Source organism: Micromonospora sp. LOL_021 (assembly GCF_048060215.1).
Classification (GTDB): Bacteria; Actinomycetota; Actinomycetes; order Mycobacteriales; family Micromonosporaceae; genus Micromonospora_E.
This window is the reverse complement of record NZ_JBHMIN010000005.1, coordinates 14,245-31,447: the sequence shown is the minus strand read 5'-3', so window position 1 is coordinate 31,447 and position 17,203 is coordinate 14,245. Positions and strand designations below refer to the sequence as shown.

Here is a 17,203-nt window from a genome sequence, read left to right as displayed (position 1 = left end):
ACCATTTCAACTTGCAGATGCTAGTCAGATGGGGCACCTGGATGCAGCCCAGGCCGCGCCCGCCACCGACCGCCGGGGTCCAACTGGAGCGGCCCGTGGTCCACTTGATGGTGTGACCGTCGCGCAGACCGCCGAATCCCCCGTCGCCGACCGCCGGTTGCCCCGGCTCCGCCTGCTCTGGTCGTTCGCCCGGCCGCACCGCCGCGCGCTGGGCCTCGGCCTGTTCCTCGCCCTGGTCGGCTCCGCCGCCGGCCTCGCCACCCCGATGGTCACCAAATGGGTGCTGGACACCCTGACCGGGGCGGCGTCGCTGCGCGGCCCGGTGCTCGCGCTGCTCGGGCTGCTCGTCCTGGGTGTGGTGATCTGGCTGTGGCAGTGGATCCTGCTCGGCACCGTCGGTGAACGGGTGATCCTCGACGCCCGCCAGTCGATGGTGCGCCGACTGTTCCGGGCCACCGTGCCGGCCGTCACCGCCCGGCCCACCGGCGAGTTCGTCACCCGGGTCACCTCGGACACGGTGCTGCTGCGCGAAGCCGCCTCGTCGAGCGTCATCGGCCTGATCAACGGCTCGGTGATGCTCGTCGGCACGCTGGCGCTGATGGCCGTGCTCGACCTGGTGCTGCTCGGTGCCACCGTCGCCTCGGTCGCCGCGATGGCCGTCCTGTTCGGCCTGTTGATGCCGGGCATCGCCAAGGCGCAGGAACGTGCCCAGGAGCACGTCGGCATGTTGGGCGCGGCACTGGAGGGCACGTTGCGGGCGATCCGCACGGTCAAGGTGAGCCGGGCCGAGCAGCGCCAGTCGGAACGAATCGTCGGCGAGGCCCGCGAGTCGGCCCGGCAGAGCATCCGCGCCATCCGTCGCGAGGCCGTGGCCTGGACAGTCGCCTGGGCCGGCATCCAGTTGGCCATCATCACGATCCTCGGTCTCGGTGCCTGGCGGGTCGGCACCGGCGCGCTGCCGGTCTCCAGCCTGATCGCGTTCCTGCTGTACGCGTTCGGACTGATGGAGCCGGTCACCACGCTGAGCCGGCACCTCACCGCACTGCAGTCCGGGATCGCCGCGGCCGGTCGAATCCGGCAGGTCGAGGCGATGCCGGCCGAGGCCGACCCGACCGCTACCCCGGCGCCGGGGACAAGCCCGGAGCCGGCTGCCCGCCGGGCGGGTCGGGCGACCGACGACGCCGACCGGCCGGTACTGGAACTGCGGCAGGTCACCGCCGGCTACGGACCCGACCTACCGGCCGCGGTACGCGACATCGACCTCGCCGTGCCACGCCGTGGGCACCTGGCCATCGTCGGCCCCTCCGGCGCCGGCAAGACCACCCTCTTCTCGCTGATCCTGCGGTTTCTCGCACCGCAGCAGGGCGAACTGCTGCTCGACGGTCGACCGTACCCGTCGCTGCGCTACGAACAGGTCCGGAGCCGGCTGGCGTACGTCGAGCAGGACACCCCGGTGATCCCCGGCACCATCCGGGAGAACCTGCTGTTCACCCATCCGGACGCCACCGACGGGGAGATCCGCCGCGCGCTGCACGCGGTCCGGCTGACCGAGAAGATCGACTCGCTCGGCGACGGGCTGGACACCCTGCTCACCCCGTCGTCGATGTCCGGCGGGCAGCGGCAGCGGATCGCGCTGGCCCGGGCGATCCTGCGGCGGCCGGATGTCCTGCTGCTCGACGAGGCGACGGCCCAGGTCGACGGACTCACCGAGGCGGCCATCCACGACTGCATCCGGGAGCAGGCCGGCAACGGCGCGGTGGTCACCATCGCGCACCGGCTCTCCACCGTCATCGACGCCGACACCATCGTGGTGATGGACAGCGGGCGGATCCGGGCGTACGGCGACCACCAGACGCTGTTGGCCACCGACGAGCTGTACCGCGACCTGGTGGAGGCGCTGCGGATCGCCCAGGCCGGCGGGCCGGTGCACGGTGACCGCGTCGGCACCGGGGAGCTGGTGCCGAGCGACGTGGGCTGACCCGACGCCGGAAGCGACCGACGACGCCGTCGGGAGGCACGGCGAGCTGCTCCGTTTCATGCGCACCGCCTGGGGTACCTCGTCGGCCGGGAACGGAGGGTTGCCACGATGGCGGATCGGCAGGCACGCGCGGTCGACGCGCTGCTCGACCGGCAGGGCCGGACGTTCAGCGTCGAGGCGGGTATCGCCCTGGCCGACCGGCCGGCCCCGCTGTACCAGCTGCTGGTGCTGGCCACCCTGCTCAGCGCCCGGATCTCGGCCGCGGTCGCGGTTGCCGGCGCCCGGGAGCTGTTCGCGGCCGGCTACCGCACGCCGGCGGCGATGCGCGCGGCCGGTTGGCAGGACCGGGTCGACGCGCTCGGTCGGGGCCACTACCGGCGGTACGATGAACGGACCGCCACGATGCTCGGCGACGGCGCCGAACTGTGCCACCAGCGGTGGGGCGGTGACCTGCGGCGGCTGCACGCCGAGGGTGGTGACGATCCAGCCGTGCTGCGAAGGTTGCTCACCGCGTTCCCCGGCATCGGCCCGACCGGAGCGGACATCTTCCTGCGCGAGGCGCAGGCGGTCTGGCCCGGACTGCGTCCGTACCTGGACAAGCGGGTGGTCACCGGGGCCCGCAAGCTGGATCTGCCGACCGCGCCGCAGCGGCTGGCCGCCCTGGTGGGTGAGCGCGACCTGCCCCGGTTCGCCGCCGCCCTGGTCCGGGTCTCGCTCGGCGGTGACGCCGGACGGGTCAGCGGGCCGGGCGAGGGCTGACCGGGCCGGACGTCGACTCACCCGGCCGACGCCGGTCGAGGGTGCGCCGGGCCGGCGCGTCCCGGATCGGGGTGAGGATGTCGCCGAGCAGCGCGGCCATCGCCGGGGACGGTTCCAGCTGCAGCTCCCGCAGGGCCAGATCGCGGTACGCGTAGAAGGCGTGCAGCGCCTCGTAGGCGTTGCCCTCGGCGAGATGGATCTGCACGATCAGCCGGTGCGGGGTCTCCCGCAACGGTTCGGCACCGACCGCTTCCAGTGCGGCCTGCAGCGCCTCGTCGTGCCGACCGGCGTCCAGATGGGAGCGGGCGATGTGCTCGAGCAGGTGCAGCCGCAACTGCCGCAGCCGTTCCCGTTCCAGCAGCACCCAGTCGTCGTACCAGCCGGGCAGCAGGTCGTGCCGGGCGGCGGTGAGCACCGCGTCGGCCAGCCGCGGATCCCCACCGTCGCGCACCCGCGCGGCGGTCCGGACCAGGTCGTCGACGTCGACCTGGACCTGCTGGTCGAGCCGGACGGTGTCGCCGGCGGTCCGCAGCGGGCAGTTCGGCTCCTGGCGCAGCCGCCACAGTGCGGTACGCAGCGAGGACAGTGCGCGGTCCTCGGCGGCCTCCGGCCAGAGCAGACCGGCCAGGTGGGCACGAGTGGTGCCGGGTCGCAGCCCGATCACCGCGACGATCCGTTGCAGTCCACGAGGGATCGACACGGTCTCCTGCTGGTGGATCAAACGGAAGCCGCCGAGCAGCAGCAGCCGGACTGATGCCCCCGCGTTGCCTGCCTCTGACGTCACGGCCGAACCCCCTGCACACGTCAGTCACCGGTCGCCGCCCTTGCATCACGTCATCGCGTCACGAAGATTATCAATCATGATTACTCTCAGTCAACATACAGTCGGCTACCCGATCCGCTTGACTTGCCGATTCCATTCCGCCTGACCTGGCATTTTGCCGCCGTCGACGGCCGCCGCGGCGACGCCGCCGCACATCGAGAACGATCACGCACTGTACTCACAGTCCGTCACGTCGGCGTTATCGACGAGCGGTGAACCGGGCGGCCCGGACAACGCGCCGGTGACGCCGACGGCGGCATGGTTGGCCAGGACCGGGCCCGACGCCGCTGGGAGGAACCATGGATCGCTCGCTGATCATCGCCAAGGTGGTCCCCGACGCGGAGCAGCAGGTCGCGGAGATCTTCGCCGAATCGGACCTGACCGACCTGCCCCACCTGGCCGGGGTACGGCACCGATCGCTCTACCGGCTGCACGACCTGTACGTGCACCTGATCGAGACCGACGAGACCGGACCGGACGCGGTGGCCGCCGCCCGGCGACACCCCGAGTTCGACGAGGTCAGCCGCCGGCTCGCCAGCTACATCAGCCCGTACCTGGCGACCTGGCGCTCACCCCGGGACGCGATGGCGCACCGGTTCTACCACTGGGACGCACCCACCGGTCGGCCCCGATGACCGCCGTGGCGGCCCCGGGCCGCAACCGCTGGCTGCGCTGCCGCGCCTGCCACGCACTGGTCTACCGACGACGGATGCGCCGCAACCTGGAGGTCTGCCCCGAGTGTGGACACCACCAGCGGTTGACCGCAGCGGAACGGATCGGACAGCTGGTCGACCCGGACAGCTTCACCGCGCTCGCCGACCGAGCCGCCGAGGCGGACCCGTTGGGGTTCGTCGACTCGATGCCGTACCGGCGACGGCTGGCCCAGGCACGGGCCGCGACCGGCCTGGCGGAGGCCGTGGTGTGCGGCACCGCTCGGATCGGCGGGCTGCGCGCCGTCCTGGCGGTGATGGACTTCCGGTTCCTCGGCGGCAGCCTCGGCTGCGCCACCGGCGAGCTGATCTCCCGCGCCGCCGAGGAGGCACTCGCCGCCCGGGATCCGCTGGTGCTGGTGACCGCCTCCGGCGGGGCGCGGATGCAGGAGGGCGTCCTGTCGCTGATGCAGATGGCGATGGTCAGCTGCGCGATCGCCGAGCTGCGCGCCGCCGGGCTGCTCACCGTCAGCGTCGTCACCGATCCGACGTACGGCGGCGTCGCCGCCTCGTTCGCCACCAACACCGACCTGGTGGTCGCCGAACGCGGCGCCCGGATGGGGTTCGCCGGCCCCCGGGTGATCCGGGAGACGATCCGCCAGGCGTTGCCCGCCGGTTTCCAGACCGCGGAGTTCCTGCTCCGGCACGGCCAGGTCGACATGGTCGTCGAACGCCACGACCTACGCCCTCGGCTGCGCGCCCTGCTCGCGCTGGCCGCGGGTGACCGGGCCGGAGCAGGTCCGCCGGCCGGGCATACGGTGCCGCCGGCCGGGCCGACGGTGGCGGGGACCGGGCCGATTCCGCGGCCCAGGCCGACGCACCGGGCCGACGCGACGCCGGCCGCCTGGCAGTCGGTGCGTACCGCCCGGGACCTGGCCCGACCTACCACGCTGGACTATCTGCGGACGGCGTTCGACGGCTTCGTCGAACTGCACGGCGACCGGCTCGGCGCGGACTGCCCGGCGATCGTCGCCGGACTGGCCCGGCTCGGTGACCAGCCGGTCGCCGTCATCGGGCAGCAGAAGGGCCACGACGCCCGGGAGATGCTCGCCCGCAACTTCGGCATGGCCAGCCCGGCCGGCTACCGCAAGGCGTTGCGGGTGATGGGGCTCGCCGCCCGGCTCGGACTGCCGGTGGTCACCCTGATCGACACCCCGGGAGCGCACCCGGGGGTCGACGCCGAGGAACAAGGCCAGGCCGCCGCGATCGCCACCTGCCTGCGCACCCTGGCCCGGCTGCCCACCCCGGTGGTCGCCGTCGTCACCGGCGAGGGCGGCAGCGGCGGAGCGCTCGCACTGGCCGTCGCCGACCGGGTGTTGATGCTGCAGAACGCCGTCTACTCGGTGATCAGCCCGGAGGGTTGCGCCGCGATCCTGTTCCACGACCGGGCCGCCGCGCCCCGGGCCGCCGCCGCGCTCCAGCTCACCGCGCCCGACCTGGTACGCCTCGGCGTCGCCGACGGCATCGTCGGCGAACCGCCGGGCGGCGCGCAGCGCGACCCGGCCGGCGCCGCAGACCGGGTACGGGCGGCGCTGACCGCCGCGTTGTCCGACCTGCTCGCCGTACCCACTGCCGACCTGGTGCGTCGACGTTCCCGACGGTTCCGCCGGTACGGGGCGGGCACCGTCGACGCCCGCGCACCGCAGCCCGACACCGACCGGACGATCCAGGTGATGCCGAGATGACCACTGCCGCCGCAAACGGAACCCCGGCCGGGCCGGAGCCGGCCGGTCAGCTGCGCCGGCTCGCCGAGCAGACCCGGACGCTGGTCGGTGAACTCGCCGGTCCGCTGCGCCGGGTCCAGGTCCGGCACGGTGACACGGTGATCGAGATCGAGTGGCACGACCGGACGACGTCGGTCGCGGCCGCACCGTCGTCCCCGGCCGACACGCCGGCGGCCGGACCGACCCCAGCGGCCGACCAGGCCGCACCGGCGGCCGGGCACCGGATCGGGTCGCCGATCGTCGGCACGTTCTACCGGGCCGCAGAGCCCGGCGGAACACCGTTCGTCGAGGTCGGCGACTCGATCGAGCCGGGTCAGGTGATCGGGATCGTCGAGGCGATGAAGCTGATGAACGAGATCACCACCGACCGGCCAGGGGTCGTCGTGGAGATTCTGGCCGGCGACGGCGAACCGGTCGAGTTCGACCAGCCGCTGATCACCGTGGCACCGGGCTGAGGAGGCGGTGACCGTGTTCGAGAAGATCCTGATCGCCAACCGGGGAGAGATCGCGCTGCGGGTCGCCCGGGCCTGCCGGGAACTCGGCGTACGGACCGTAGCGGTGCACTCCACCGCGGACCGCGACTCGGCGGTGGTCCGGTTCGCCGACGAGGCGGTGCAGATCGGCCCGCCGCCGAGCCGCGCCAGCTATCTCAACGCGGCGGCGATCGTCGAAGCGGCCCGGCGCACCGGCGCGCAGGCCGTCCACCCCGGATACGGATTCCTCTCCGAGGACGCCGACTTCGCCGACATCTGCGCGGAGAACGGCCTGGTCTTCATCGGCCCGCCGCCGCAGATCATGCTGGCCCTCGGGGACAAGGCCAAGGCCCGGGACGTGCTCGGCGCGGCCGGCCTGCCGCTGTCGCCGGGCAGCCGGGAGCCGGTGACCAGCAGCGCCGACGCCGCCGCAGTCGCCGCTGAGATCGGCTATCCGGTGATCATCAAAGCGGCGGCCGGCGGCGGTGGGCGGGGCATGACCGTGGTCACCGACGAAGCGGACCTGGCACCGGCGTACCACCGGACCCGGCAGACCGCCCGGGCGGTCTTCGGCGACGACCGGGTCTACCTGGAACGGTTCCTCACCCAGGCCCGGCACGTCGAGGTGCAGGTGCTCTGCGACGGCCATGGCAACGGGGTGCACCTGGGCACCCGGGACTGTTCGGTGCAGCGGCGGCATCAGAAGCTGATCGAGGAGGGTCCGGCACCGACGCTGCCGGCGGCGATGCTCGACGAGATGGCCTCGGTGGCGCTGCGCGGCGCGCTCGCGGTCGGCTACGTCGGCGCCGGCACCTTCGAGTTCCTGGTCGACGAGAACGACCAGTTCCACTTCATCGAGATCAACTGCCGGATTCAGGTGGAACACCCGGTCACCGAAATGATCACCGGGGTGGACCTGGTGCAGGAACAGATCCACATCGCCTGCGGCACGCCGCTGCGGCTGCGCCAGCCGGACATCCGGCCCCGAGGCGTCGCGGTCGAATGCCGGGTCAACGCCGAGGACCCGCAGCGCGGGTTCACCCCGACGCCTGGCCGGTTGGACCGCTTCGAGATCCCCGGCGGCCCGTTCACCCGGGTCGACACCCACGGCCACACCGGGTACGTCGTCGGACCGCACTACGACCCGCTGCTGGCCAAGGTGGTGGTCTGGGCGCCGGACCGGGAGCAGGCGCTCAACCGGATGGAGCGCGCGCTGAGCGAGTTCGACGTACGCGGACCCGGCGTCCACACCACTGTGCCGTTCCTGCGCCGGGTGCTGGACGACGCCATGTTCCGCAAGGGACGGCTCTCGACCGGCCTGGTCGGCCGGCTGCTCGACGAGCCGTCGCAGACCCGTACGGCCTGACCACACACGCCCGAGGAGGAGCGGATGAGCATCACCGACGATCAGCCGAAGGTCACCGCCGCGGACATCACCGCGATCCTGGTACGCAACTGCGGGCTCGACCCGGCCGGCGCCGCCGATTCCCCGGCGGCGTCCCTGGCCGAACTCGGCCTGGACTCGCTGGCGCTGCTGGAGTTGCAGGCCGTGGTGGCCGACCGGTACCAGGTGCGGATCCCGCCGGAGAGCGTGGACCTGTCCATCGTCGAGATCGCCGAGCTGGTCGCCGACGAAATCGCCGGCGAAGCCACCTCGGCCACCGGCACCGGCCCTGCCGCCAGGGCCGACGCGGACGCCACCGGGCCGCCCCCCGGACACACCGAGAACAGCGTGGTGATCGCCGCCCCGGTGGATCTCGTCTGGGCGGTCACCAACGACGTCGAGCACTGGCCCGACCTGTTCACCGAGTACGCGTCGGTGCAGATCGTGCACCGGCACGGGGACACCGTGCGGTTCCGGCTGACCATGCACCCGGACGAGAACGGGACCGTCTGGAGCTGGGTCAGCGAACGCACCGCCGACCGGGACCGTCGCCGGGTGCTGGCCCACCGGGTGGAGACCGGACCGTTCGAGTACATGCGGATCCGCTGGGACTACGCGGAGGTTCCCGGCGGCACCCGGATGACCTGGGTGCAGGACTTCGCCATGCGGCCGACCGCGCCGCTCGACAACGCCGGCATGACCGAACGGATCAACACCAACAGCCGGATCCAGCTGGACATCATTCGCGACCGGATCGAAACCCTGGCCCGCACCGCAGACCCCGCCGGAGGAACCCGATGAACGATCCACGGCTCGTCGCCGCCCGTGACCTCGCCGCCGACCGTCGACGCGGCGGCGAACTGCGCGTCCTACTCGGTCCACGGACGGTCGGCAGCACCTCCGGCTTCCTCGGTCTGGCGGTGCTGCGCCCCGGTGAACGCATCGCCGAGCACTACCATCCGTACAGCGAGGAGTTCCTCTACGTCGCGCGCGGTGAGATCGTCGTCGACCTGGACGACCTGCCGGTGGCGGTACGCCGCGCCGAAGGGCTGTTCGTGCCGATGAACACCCGGCACCGGCTGCGCAACGTCAGCAGAGGGCCGGCTGAAGTGGTCTTTCACCTCAGCCCGCTGGCGCCGCGCCCCGAACTCGGCCACGTCGACACCGAGGGACCGGCGGTGCTGGGTCCCGGTCCGGACGCCGGCGGCCCCCGTCCGGACGCCGCCAGGCCCGGTCGCCGACCGGTGCCGCGCACCCGGACCACCACACCCAACGGGCACCGGCCGTGACCGGGGTCGGGTCGCCCCGGCGTACCGTCGTGACCGGGGTCGGGGTGGTCGCCCCCGGCGGTGCCACCCGGGACGCGTTCTGGGCGACGATCACCGCTGGACGTACGGCGACCCGCCGGATCACCTTCTTCGACCCGGCCCCGTTCCGGTCCCAGATCGCCGCCGAATGCGACTTCGACCCGGCGGGCGCCGGGCTCGGCCCGCGCGAACGACGACGGGCCGACCGGTACGTCCAGTTCGCTCTCGCCTGCTCGATCGAGGCGGTCGCCGACGCCGGGCTGCGCCTCGACGACGCCGGCCGGCAGCGGGCCGGGGTCGCGCTCGGCTCGGCGGTCGGCGGCACCGTGGCCCTGGAGCAGGAGTACGTGGTGGCCAGTGACGCGGGCAGCCGCTGGCTGGTCGACCCGGACTGCACCATGCCGTACCTCTATCAGGCGCTGGTGCCCAGCAGCCTGGCCGCCGACGTGGCCTGCCGGCACGGCCTGCACGGGCCGGCGCAGGTAATCTCCACCGGCTGCACCTCCGGCATCGACGCGATCGGCTACGCCCACCAGTTGATCGTCGACGACGACGCGGACGTGATGCTCGCCGGTGCCGCCGACTCGCCGATCTCCCCGGTCACCGTCGCGTCGTTCGACGCGATCGGGGCGACCAGCCCGGACAACGACGACCCAGCGCACGCCAGTCGGCCGTTCGACAACGACCGGCACGGGTTCGTGCTCGCCGAGGGGGCCGCCGTGCTGGTGCTGGAGGAGCTGGGCCACGCGCGGCGGCGCGGCGCGCGGATCTACTGCGAGATCGGGGGGTACGCAACCCGCAGCAACGGCTACCACATGACCGGGCTGCGCCCGGACGGCGCGGAGATGGGACTGGCCATCGTGGACGCACTGGACCAGGCCCGGCTCAACCCGGACGACGTGTCGTACGTCAGCGCGCACGGCTCCGGCACCCGACAGAACGACCGGCACGAGACGGCCGCGTTCAAACGGGCGCTCGGGGACGCGGCGTACCGGGTGCCGGTCAGTTCGATCAAGTCGATGATCGGGCATTCACTCGGCGCGATCGGCTCGATCGAGATGGCGGCCTGCGCGCTCGCCATGGCGCACGAGGTGGTCCCGCCGACCGCGAACTGGCGCACCCGGGACCCGGAATGCGACCTGGACTACGTCCCGAACACCGCGCGTGAGCTACCGGTCGACGTCGCGTTGTCGGTCGGCAGCGGATTCGGCGGGTTCCAGTCGGCGATGGTCTTCGCCCGACCGGACAGGACAGTACGGTGAACGCCGACAGCACCCGGGCCGCGGTGCCCGGTCAGCGGGCCGCTGCACCCGGGCGGCGGGCGGTGGTCACCGGGATCGGCGTGGTGGCGCCGACCGGACTCGGTGCCGACGCGCACTGGAAGGCGACCCTGGCCGGGCAGGTACGCACCGGCCGGATCACCCTGTTCGACCCGGAGCCGTACCCGGTCACCCTGGCCGGCGAGGTGGCCGACTTCGACGCCCTGCAGTGGACCGACAACCGGCGGGTGGTGCAGACCGACCGGTGGACCCATCTCGGCTTCGCCGGCACCCGGCTGGCGCTGGCCGACGCCGGGCTGCCGGACACCGCCGACGACCCCGACCGGTACGCGGTGGCGCTGGCCAGCTCGTCCGGCGGCAACCTGTTCGGCCAGCGCGAGCTGCAGCGGCTGTGGAGCCGGCCCGGCCGTACCGTCGGGGCGTACCAGTCGATCGCCTGGTTCTACGCCGCCAGCGTCGGCCAGCTCTCCATCGCCCACCAGTTCAAGGGCGCCTGCGGAGTGCTGGTCGCCGAGGCGGCCGGCGGGCTGGACAGCCTGGCGCACGCCACCCGGACCATCCGCCGGGGCGCCGACGTGGTGCTGGCCGGTGCCACCGAGTGCGCGCTGAGCCCGTACGCGCTGGCCTGTCAGCTGCGTAGCGGGCTGTTGAGCACCGGCACCGACCCGGAGTCGGCGTACTTGCCGTTCGACGTTGACGCCGCCGGCTACCTGCCGGGCGAGGGCGGCGCGGTGCTGGTCGTCGAGGAACTGGGGCACGCGCTGGCCCGGGGCGCCCCGGTGATCTACGGCGAGGTCGCCGGCTGGGGTGCCAGCCACGACGCCCGGCACACCGACCGGCACACCGGCGGGGATGTCGACCAGTACGCCCGGGCGATGCGTCGGGCGTTGGCGACCGCCGGGGTGGCTCCGGCCCAGGTGGCCGTCTGCCTGCCGGACGCGCTCGGCGTACCGCGTTTCGACCGGGCCGAGGCCGGCGCGGTGCGGGCGGTCTTCGGCCCGGCGCCGCCGCCGGTGACCACGCCGAAGCCGCTGACCGGGCGGGCGCACCAGGGCAGTGCGGCGGTGGACGTGGCGACGGCGCTGCTGGCGCTGCGGTACCGGCTGCTGCCGCCGACCGCCGCGCCGCGCCGCCCGGCCCCCGGCTGCGACCTGGACTTCGTCCGTACGCCACGGGAGTGCGCGGGGCACGCCGCGCTGGTCGCCGCCCGTGGCTTCGACGGCTTCAACAGCGCCCTGGTGCTGCGCCGCGACGAGGACTGGGAGTGATGGCTGCGCGTCGGGTGCCCCGGTGTCCGTCGACCCGGTGCCGGACCAATGACACTGCACGGGCTTGATGCACCTGTGGCATCTTGATGCCACAGGTGCATCAAGCCCGTGGGCACTACCAGGCAGGCGGGTGTCGATGCTCGGCCCCGCATGGCCCGGCCGGTTCCGGGTAACCCGGTGAGAGTGCCCGGCGGCGGACTCGACCGGGCTGTCAGCGGCATTCCGGGAGGGCAGACACATGCGGATCGGCTACAAGCTGGCGACCGAGGCGTTCGGACCGGCCGACCTGATCGCCCAGGCGGTACGGGCCGAGCAGGCCGGGTTCGACTTCGTCGAGATGAGCGACCACTTCCACCCGTGGCTGGACTCCCAGGGCCACTCGCCGTTCACCTGGAGCGTGCTGGGCGCGATCGCCGCCCGTACCGACCGGATCGGGCTGGCCACCGGCGTCACCTGCCCGAGCCTGCGCTACCACCCGGCGATCGTGGCCCAGGCCGCGGCGACCGTGGCGTTGCTGTCCGATGGCCGGTTCACCCTCGGGGTGGGTGCCGGCGAACGCCTCAACGAGCACGTCACCGGGGAGCCGTTCCCGAGTGTGCACGGGCGACACGAGCGGCTACGCGAGGCGCTGGAGATCATCCGGCTGCTCTGGTCCGGCGGCTACCACACGTACCAGGGAAAGCACCTGCAGCTCGACGACGCGCGAGTGTTCGACCTGCCGCCGACCCCGCCGGTGATCGCGGTGGCCGCCAGCGGCTCGGAGTCCGCCCGGCTCGCCGCCGAACTCGGCGACGGACTGTTCGCCACCGAGCCGAAGGGCTCGATCGTCGAGCACTACCGGCGGGCCGGCGGCGCCGGGCCGCGCTACGCCGAGGTGCCGATGGCCTGGGCGGTGGACGAGGAGCAGGCGATCAAGGCCGCCTGGGAGTCCAGCCGTTGGGCGCTGACCGGCTGGAAGGTGATGAGCGAGCTGCCCAACCCGGTGAACTTCGAGGCGGCCTCGGCGATGGTCGACGCCGACGACATCGCCGCGCATTTCAGCGTCGGGCCGGACCCGGCGGTGCACCTCGAAGCGGTCGAACCGTACGTCGACGCCGGTTTCGACCACATCGTGCTGCAGAACGCCGGGCCCGACCCGGACGGTTTCCTGGACTTCTTCGAACGAGAGCTGGCCGACCGGTTGCGAGGGCTCGACCGGTGACGGCGGCCGGCTCGAACATCGGCGCCGCAGTTGTCAGGCGCGGGCCGGGCCGGAATAGTCGGGGGCGACGTATACCGGCAGCCGCTCGCCCTGACTGCGGGCGTAACGGCGGGTGTAGGTGACGGGCTCGACCCCGGGTCGGAGCGGCACCGTGTACTGCGTTGGCAAGGTGTCCGCGGCAGCGGCGAGGCGGCGGGGCGTCACCTCGCGACGTTGGTCATGCCACGGGCCACCCAGGAAGAGAACCTTCATATGCCGATCCTTGCCGGTTCAGCCAGCCCGCGCCTCATCCGTACGCACAATAACTATCAAATCCCGCCGGATCCGTCCGTCGCAGCGGGCCGGCAGGCTCAGCTGCCGGTGAACCGCGGCGCCCGTTTCTCCAGGAACGCGGACATCCCCTCCGCCCGGTCGGCGGTGGCGAACAGTCCGTGAAAGACCCTCCGTTCGAACAGCAGCCCCTCACGCAGTCCGACCTCCTGCGACCGCTGGACCGCCTCGCGGGCGGCGGTGACCGCGAGCCGGCTGTGCCCGGCGATCACCGCCGCCGCCGACCGGGCCTCGGCGAGCAGCTGGTCGGCCGGCACGATCCGGGACACCAGGCCGCACTGCTCCGCCTCCCGGGCCGGCATCATCCGCCCGGTGAGGATCAGATCCATCGCCTTCGCCGTGCCGACCAGCCGGGTCAGCCGCTGGGTGCCGCCGATCCCGGGAATCACCCCGAGGGTGATCTCCGGCTGACCGAACCGGGCGTCCTCGGCGGCGAACACCAGGTCGCACATCATGGCCAGTTCGCAGCCGCCGCCGAGCGCGTAGCCGGCGACCGCGGCGATCTTCGGTGTCCGAAACGCAGCGAACTCCTCCCAGCTGGCGAAGAGGTCGGCCGTCATCGCCTGCACCGGGCTCGTCGCCGCCATCTCCCGGATGTCGGCACCGGCGGAGAAGAAGCCCTCTGACCCGGTGATCACGAAACAGCCGATGTCCGGATCCCGGTCCAGCGGTCGCAGGGTCGCAAGAAGTTCGTCGCAGAGCGCGGTGCTGAGCGCGTTGCGGGTCGCGGGCCGGTGCAGCCGTACGGTGACCACGCCACCGTCCCGCTCGGTCGTCAGGTGCATGTCGGTTCCTCCAGTCAGGTCGTAGGATGGTGGGTCGGCCGGTCCCGGTTCACGAGTCCCAGATCGCGCCGTAAGCGGGGATGCCTCGGTGCTCCAGCCCGTGCACCACCTGCCGGGTGAGCTTCTGGTTGGCGATGCAGATCACCGCTTCGGCACCGGTGGCCCGCCACGCCTGGTAGGCCAGGGCCACCATGTCCGGCTTGCCACGCCGTGCGGTGTCCCAGATGGTGGCGTCGGGCTGCACCCGCAGGATCTCGTCGACCAGTTCGTCGCCGTAGGTCGTCCGCGGGCTGCGGGTGGACCAGACCAGGTGCGCCGGCACCTTGCCGGCCAGCAGGTGCGGCAGCACCGGCCCGATGCCGCTGCCGGTGGCGACGTACACCACCCGGGTGAACAGCGTTTCGATGTTGGCTACGCCGGCGGTGGTGATGCCCTTGACCCAGATCCGGTTCGGCGGGTCGTCGATCAACGCGCCGGTCCAGTCGCCGGCCCGGGAGACGGTCAGTCGGAAGCCACGCTCACCGGGTGCCGGCACGTTGGCGAACGAGTGCCATTCGAGCAGCGGGCGGCGGCTGATCGCGGTGGACGAGCCGGCGAACGGGGTGGTGTGGCCGAACGCCAGCAGGGCCACGTGGTTCGAGGGCCGGACCACCTGCACCGGCACCCGACGCAGCCGCAGCCACGGTAGGGCGACGCTCACGGTGAGCAGGGCCAGGGTCCACAGCGTCGGCGAGCCGAGCAGCGCGGCGGCCAACGGCGTACCGGCGCGGGCCCCGTCGACGACGAGCACCGTCTGGGCCCACAGGATGATCAACGCGGTCCACCCGCCGAACCGGTGGACCCGCTCGAACAGGTCGTGCCGGCGGCCGCGGACCGGCGGCAGCGCGGTCGCCACCATCGCCAGCAGCAGCGCGACCAGCAGGTAGGACAGCACCAGTACGGCGGTGACGGCCCGGTCGGCCAGCGCCTGCCGGGTCAGTTCGGCGACGTACCCGGCGAACCAGGCGGTGCCGGCGAGTGCGCCACCGACGTGCAACCCACCGAAGTGGTACACCTTGCCCAGCCCCCAGCGCAGGCGCAGCGGCCACCGGGTCGGTGCCCGGGTGGCCAGCCAGAACAGCAGGTTGATCACGTACTGCTGGCGGATCACCACGGCCAGGGCGACGTTGGCCAGGGCGACGTACGACAGGTTCGCCAGGCCGTCGTCGGCCGCCTGCCACCAGCCGCCGTTGGTCAGCGCGTAGTACAGCAGCGCGGCGTTGCCGGCCAGGACCAGTGCCACCAGCCGGTGGTACGGCATCAGTCGGGGATGGCTGAGGATCCGGCGCGGCCACGGCAGCGGAGCCGGCAGGTCGGGCAGAGCCGGATGGGCCGATTGGTCGGGCGGGGCCGGGCGGTCAGGCAGCGCCGGGCGGTCAGGCAACGCCGGGCGGTCAGGCAACGCCCGGCGGTCAGGCAACGCCCGGCGCAGCGCCGCCTTGTCGATCTTGCCCCGGTCGGTCACCGGCAGCGACTCGATGGCGTGCACCCGCTCGGGCACGCAGTAGTACGGCAGGGTCCGGGCGACCGCGTCCCGCGCCGCCGTCGGGTCCACGGTCGCCGGGGCGACGAACGACACGAGCGTACGGTCGTCGACCTTGATCGTCGCCGCCCGACGGCACCCCGGCACCGACTCCAGCACGGCGGAGACCGAATCCAGCTCGACCCGGAACCCACGGACCTTGACCTGGTCGTCGGTGCGGCCGAGATGCTCCAACTCGCCGTCGGGGGTCCAGCGTCCGAGATCCCGGGTACGGAACATCATCCGTCCACCGCCGAGGAAGGGATCCGGCACGTACCGCTGCCCGGTCAGCTCGGGATCGCCGAGGTAGCCGACCGACACGCAGTCACCACCCGCCCACGACTCCCCCACCTCGCCAATCGCACAGGGCCGGCGGTCGGCGTCCAGCACGTACACCGTGTTGTTCGGGGTCGGCCGGCCGATGGTGAGCCGCACGGAGGCGGGGTCGTGCCGGTGCATGGTGTTGACGATGGTGGTCTCGGTCGGTCCGCAGCCGTTGTAGAAGACCGCCTGCCGGGCCCACCGGTCGGCCAACTCCCGTGGGCAGGGTTCACCCGCCACGGCGACCACCTTGACCCGGCGGCACCGGTCCGGGTCGACGGTGCCCAGCACGCTCGGGGTGGCGATCACCACGTCCACCGTCTCGACCGTCGCCGCGATGTCCCGTCCCCGGACGACCAGGGTGCCGCCGTGGCTGAGGCATCCGAGGATCTCCCAGGCGGCCATGTCGAAGGCGATGTTGAGAATCTGCCCGACCCGCCATCCCGGTTGGATGCCGAGGTCGCCGGGGGCGGTCAGGAGCAGATTGCACACGTTGCGGTGGGTGACGGTCACGCCGTTGGGCCGGCCGGTGGTGCCGGAGGTGAACAGCACGTAGCAGCCGTCGTCCGGGCTGGTCGGACCGGCCGGGACGACCGGGTACGCCGAATCCGCCAGCGGCTCGGTGAGCAGTTCGTCGACGGCGATCAGCACCTGGCCCGGCAGGTGCGGCAGCTCGCTGGCCGTCTCGGTGCTGGTCAGCACGATCCGGATGCCGGCGGTGTCGGTGACGTGCCGCAGATGGGCCTCGGTGGCCACCCCGGCGTGCTGGGGCACGTACGCCGCGCCGGTCTTCAGGGTGGCGAGGATGCCGACCACCATGGGGATCGACCGGCGCATGAACACGCCGACCCGGTCGCCCGGGCGTACCCCGTGGGCGATCAGCCGGGCAGCGAGACGGTCCGCCTGCCGGTCCAGCTGTCGGTAGCTGATGCGTTCGTCGAGGTGCTCGACGGCGACCGTGTCGGGAGTGAGGACGGCCCACTGTTCGATCGCGTGCTGGATGTGGGTGGAGCCGATCGGCTCAGCAGGGCCGTAGCCGAATCGGCGGAACAATTGTCTGTCCTGCTCGGACAGGCTGGCCAACGGTCCGGTACCGACCGCAGCGGCGGCGGTGCCGGGAATGCCGCGTTGCCGCACGGCGCTGGCCCGGGAGCGGGTCGCCGGGAGGGCGGAACCTCGCTGTGGCATGACTGCCCCTTTCTCGATGTCGGGGCACCGGCCAAGGAGGACGGTGCGCTTCCCCTCCATCGAACCGCGCAAGTGGCCACTAGCCCACATACAGTGATGATCGGTAATAAA

Annotated in this window: 14 protein-coding genes and 2 pseudogenes; 11 read left to right on the top strand and 5 right to left on the bottom strand. The window is 72.6% G+C overall.

Going from position 1 to position 17,203, the window contains the following annotated elements; genetic code table 11:
- Nucleotides 1-112: 112 nt before the first annotated feature.
- Both ACFHWT_RS05920 and ACFHWT_RS05915 read left to right on the top strand, forming a co-directional pair.
- Nucleotides 113-1,978 carry an ABC transporter ATP-binding protein gene (locus tag ACFHWT_RS05920; RefSeq protein ID WP_416593548.1) on the top strand — a complete coding sequence of 622 codons (1,866 nt, stop codon included), beginning with the start codon at nt 113-115 and terminating at the stop codon, nt 1,976-1,978.
- Nucleotides 1,979-2,086: 108 nt separating this feature from the next.
- Nucleotides 2,087-2,737, top strand: a complete 651-nt coding sequence (locus ACFHWT_RS05915; protein ID WP_416593547.1) for a hypothetical protein — start codon at nt 2,087-2,089, stop codon at nt 2,735-2,737.
- On the opposite strand, the gene ACFHWT_RS05910 is transcribed toward ACFHWT_RS05915, so the two are convergent.
- Nucleotides 2,715-3,521 carry an AfsR/SARP family transcriptional regulator gene (locus ACFHWT_RS05910; protein WP_416593546.1) on the bottom strand — a complete coding sequence of 269 codons (807 nt, stop codon included), beginning with the start codon at nt 3,519-3,521 and terminating at the stop codon, nt 2,715-2,717. The two genes, ACFHWT_RS05915 and ACFHWT_RS05910, sit on opposite strands and share 23 nt — an antisense overlap.
- Before the next feature lie 338 nt (nt 3,522-3,859).
- On the opposite strand from ACFHWT_RS05910, the gene ACFHWT_RS05905 reads away from it, so the two are divergent.
- The 9 genes and pseudogenes from ACFHWT_RS05905 (at nt 3,860) to ACFHWT_RS05865 (ending at nt 12,907) form a co-directional block, all read left to right on the top strand.
- Nucleotides 3,860-4,195 carry a TcmI family type II polyketide cyclase gene (locus ACFHWT_RS05905; RefSeq protein WP_416593545.1) on the top strand — a complete coding sequence of 112 codons (336 nt, stop codon included), beginning with the start codon at nt 3,860-3,862 and terminating at the stop codon, nt 4,193-4,195.
- Nucleotides 4,192-5,955: an acetyl-CoA carboxylase carboxyltransferase subunit alpha gene (locus tag ACFHWT_RS05900; RefSeq protein ID WP_416593544.1), complete on the top strand. Its 1,764-nt coding sequence runs from the start codon at nt 4,192-4,194 to the stop codon at nt 5,953-5,955. Before ACFHWT_RS05905 ends, ACFHWT_RS05900 begins: the two co-directional genes overlap by 4 nt.
- Nucleotides 5,952-6,449, top strand: a complete 498-nt coding sequence (gene accB / locus ACFHWT_RS05895) for an acetyl-CoA carboxylase biotin carboxyl carrier protein (RefSeq protein ID WP_416593543.1) — start codon at nt 5,952-5,954, stop codon at nt 6,447-6,449. The genes ACFHWT_RS05900 and accB overlap by 4 nt, the downstream gene beginning before the upstream one ends.
- A 13-nt stretch (nt 6,450-6,462) precedes the next feature.
- Nucleotides 6,463-7,833: an acetyl-CoA carboxylase biotin carboxylase subunit gene (locus ACFHWT_RS05890; protein ID WP_416593672.1), complete on the top strand. Its 1,371-nt coding sequence runs from the start codon at nt 6,463-6,465 to the stop codon at nt 7,831-7,833.
- Between the two features lie 24 nt (nt 7,834-7,857).
- A complete protein-coding gene (locus ACFHWT_RS05885; protein ID WP_416593542.1) occupies nt 7,858-8,652 on the top strand; it encodes an SRPBCC family protein in 795 nt (264 codons plus the stop codon).
- A pseudogene (locus ACFHWT_RS05880) lies at nt 8,649-9,020 on the top strand (cupin domain-containing protein); the annotation flags it as partial. The gene ACFHWT_RS05885 and the pseudogene ACFHWT_RS05880, both read left to right, overlap by 4 nt.
- 116 nt (nt 9,021-9,136) lie before the next feature.
- Nucleotides 9,137-10,420, top strand: coding sequence for a beta-ketoacyl-[acyl-carrier-protein] synthase family protein (locus ACFHWT_RS05875; RefSeq protein WP_416593541.1), 1,284 nt, complete (start codon nt 9,137-9,139; stop codon nt 10,418-10,420).
- A gap of 23 nt (nt 10,421-10,443) precedes the next feature.
- Nucleotides 10,444-11,706, top strand: coding sequence for a beta-ketoacyl synthase N-terminal-like domain-containing protein (locus ACFHWT_RS05870; RefSeq protein ID WP_416593671.1), 1,263 nt, complete (start codon nt 10,444-10,446; stop codon nt 11,704-11,706).
- 238 nt (nt 11,707-11,944) lie between these two features.
- The gene (locus tag ACFHWT_RS05865) at nt 11,945-12,907 is read left to right on the top strand and encodes a TIGR03557 family F420-dependent LLM class oxidoreductase (protein ID WP_416593540.1); all 963 of its coding nucleotides are present in this window, start codon (nt 11,945-11,947) and stop codon (nt 12,905-12,907) included.
- A 33-nt stretch (nt 12,908-12,940) separates the two neighbouring features.
- On the opposite strand, the gene ACFHWT_RS05860 is transcribed toward ACFHWT_RS05865, so the two are convergent.
- The 4 genes and pseudogenes from ACFHWT_RS05860 to ACFHWT_RS05845 all read right to left on the bottom strand — a co-directional run.
- A complete protein-coding gene (locus ACFHWT_RS05860; RefSeq protein WP_416593539.1) occupies nt 12,941-13,159 on the bottom strand; it encodes a hypothetical protein in 219 nt (72 codons plus the stop codon).
- A gap of 98 nt (nt 13,160-13,257) precedes the next feature.
- Nucleotides 13,258-14,022 carry an enoyl-CoA hydratase-related protein gene (locus ACFHWT_RS05855; protein ID WP_416593538.1) on the bottom strand — a complete coding sequence of 255 codons (765 nt, stop codon included), beginning with the start codon at nt 14,020-14,022 and terminating at the stop codon, nt 13,258-13,260.
- Nucleotides 14,023-14,071: 49 nt separating this feature from the next.
- Nucleotides 14,072-15,445, bottom strand: coding sequence for a hypothetical protein (locus tag ACFHWT_RS05850; protein WP_416593670.1), 1,374 nt, complete (start codon nt 15,443-15,445; stop codon nt 14,072-14,074).
- 39 nt (nt 15,446-15,484) lie between these two features.
- Nucleotides 15,485-17,092: pseudogene (locus ACFHWT_RS05845) on the bottom strand (amino acid adenylation domain-containing protein); the annotation flags it as partial.
- Nucleotides 17,093-17,203 lie beyond the last annotated feature (111 nt).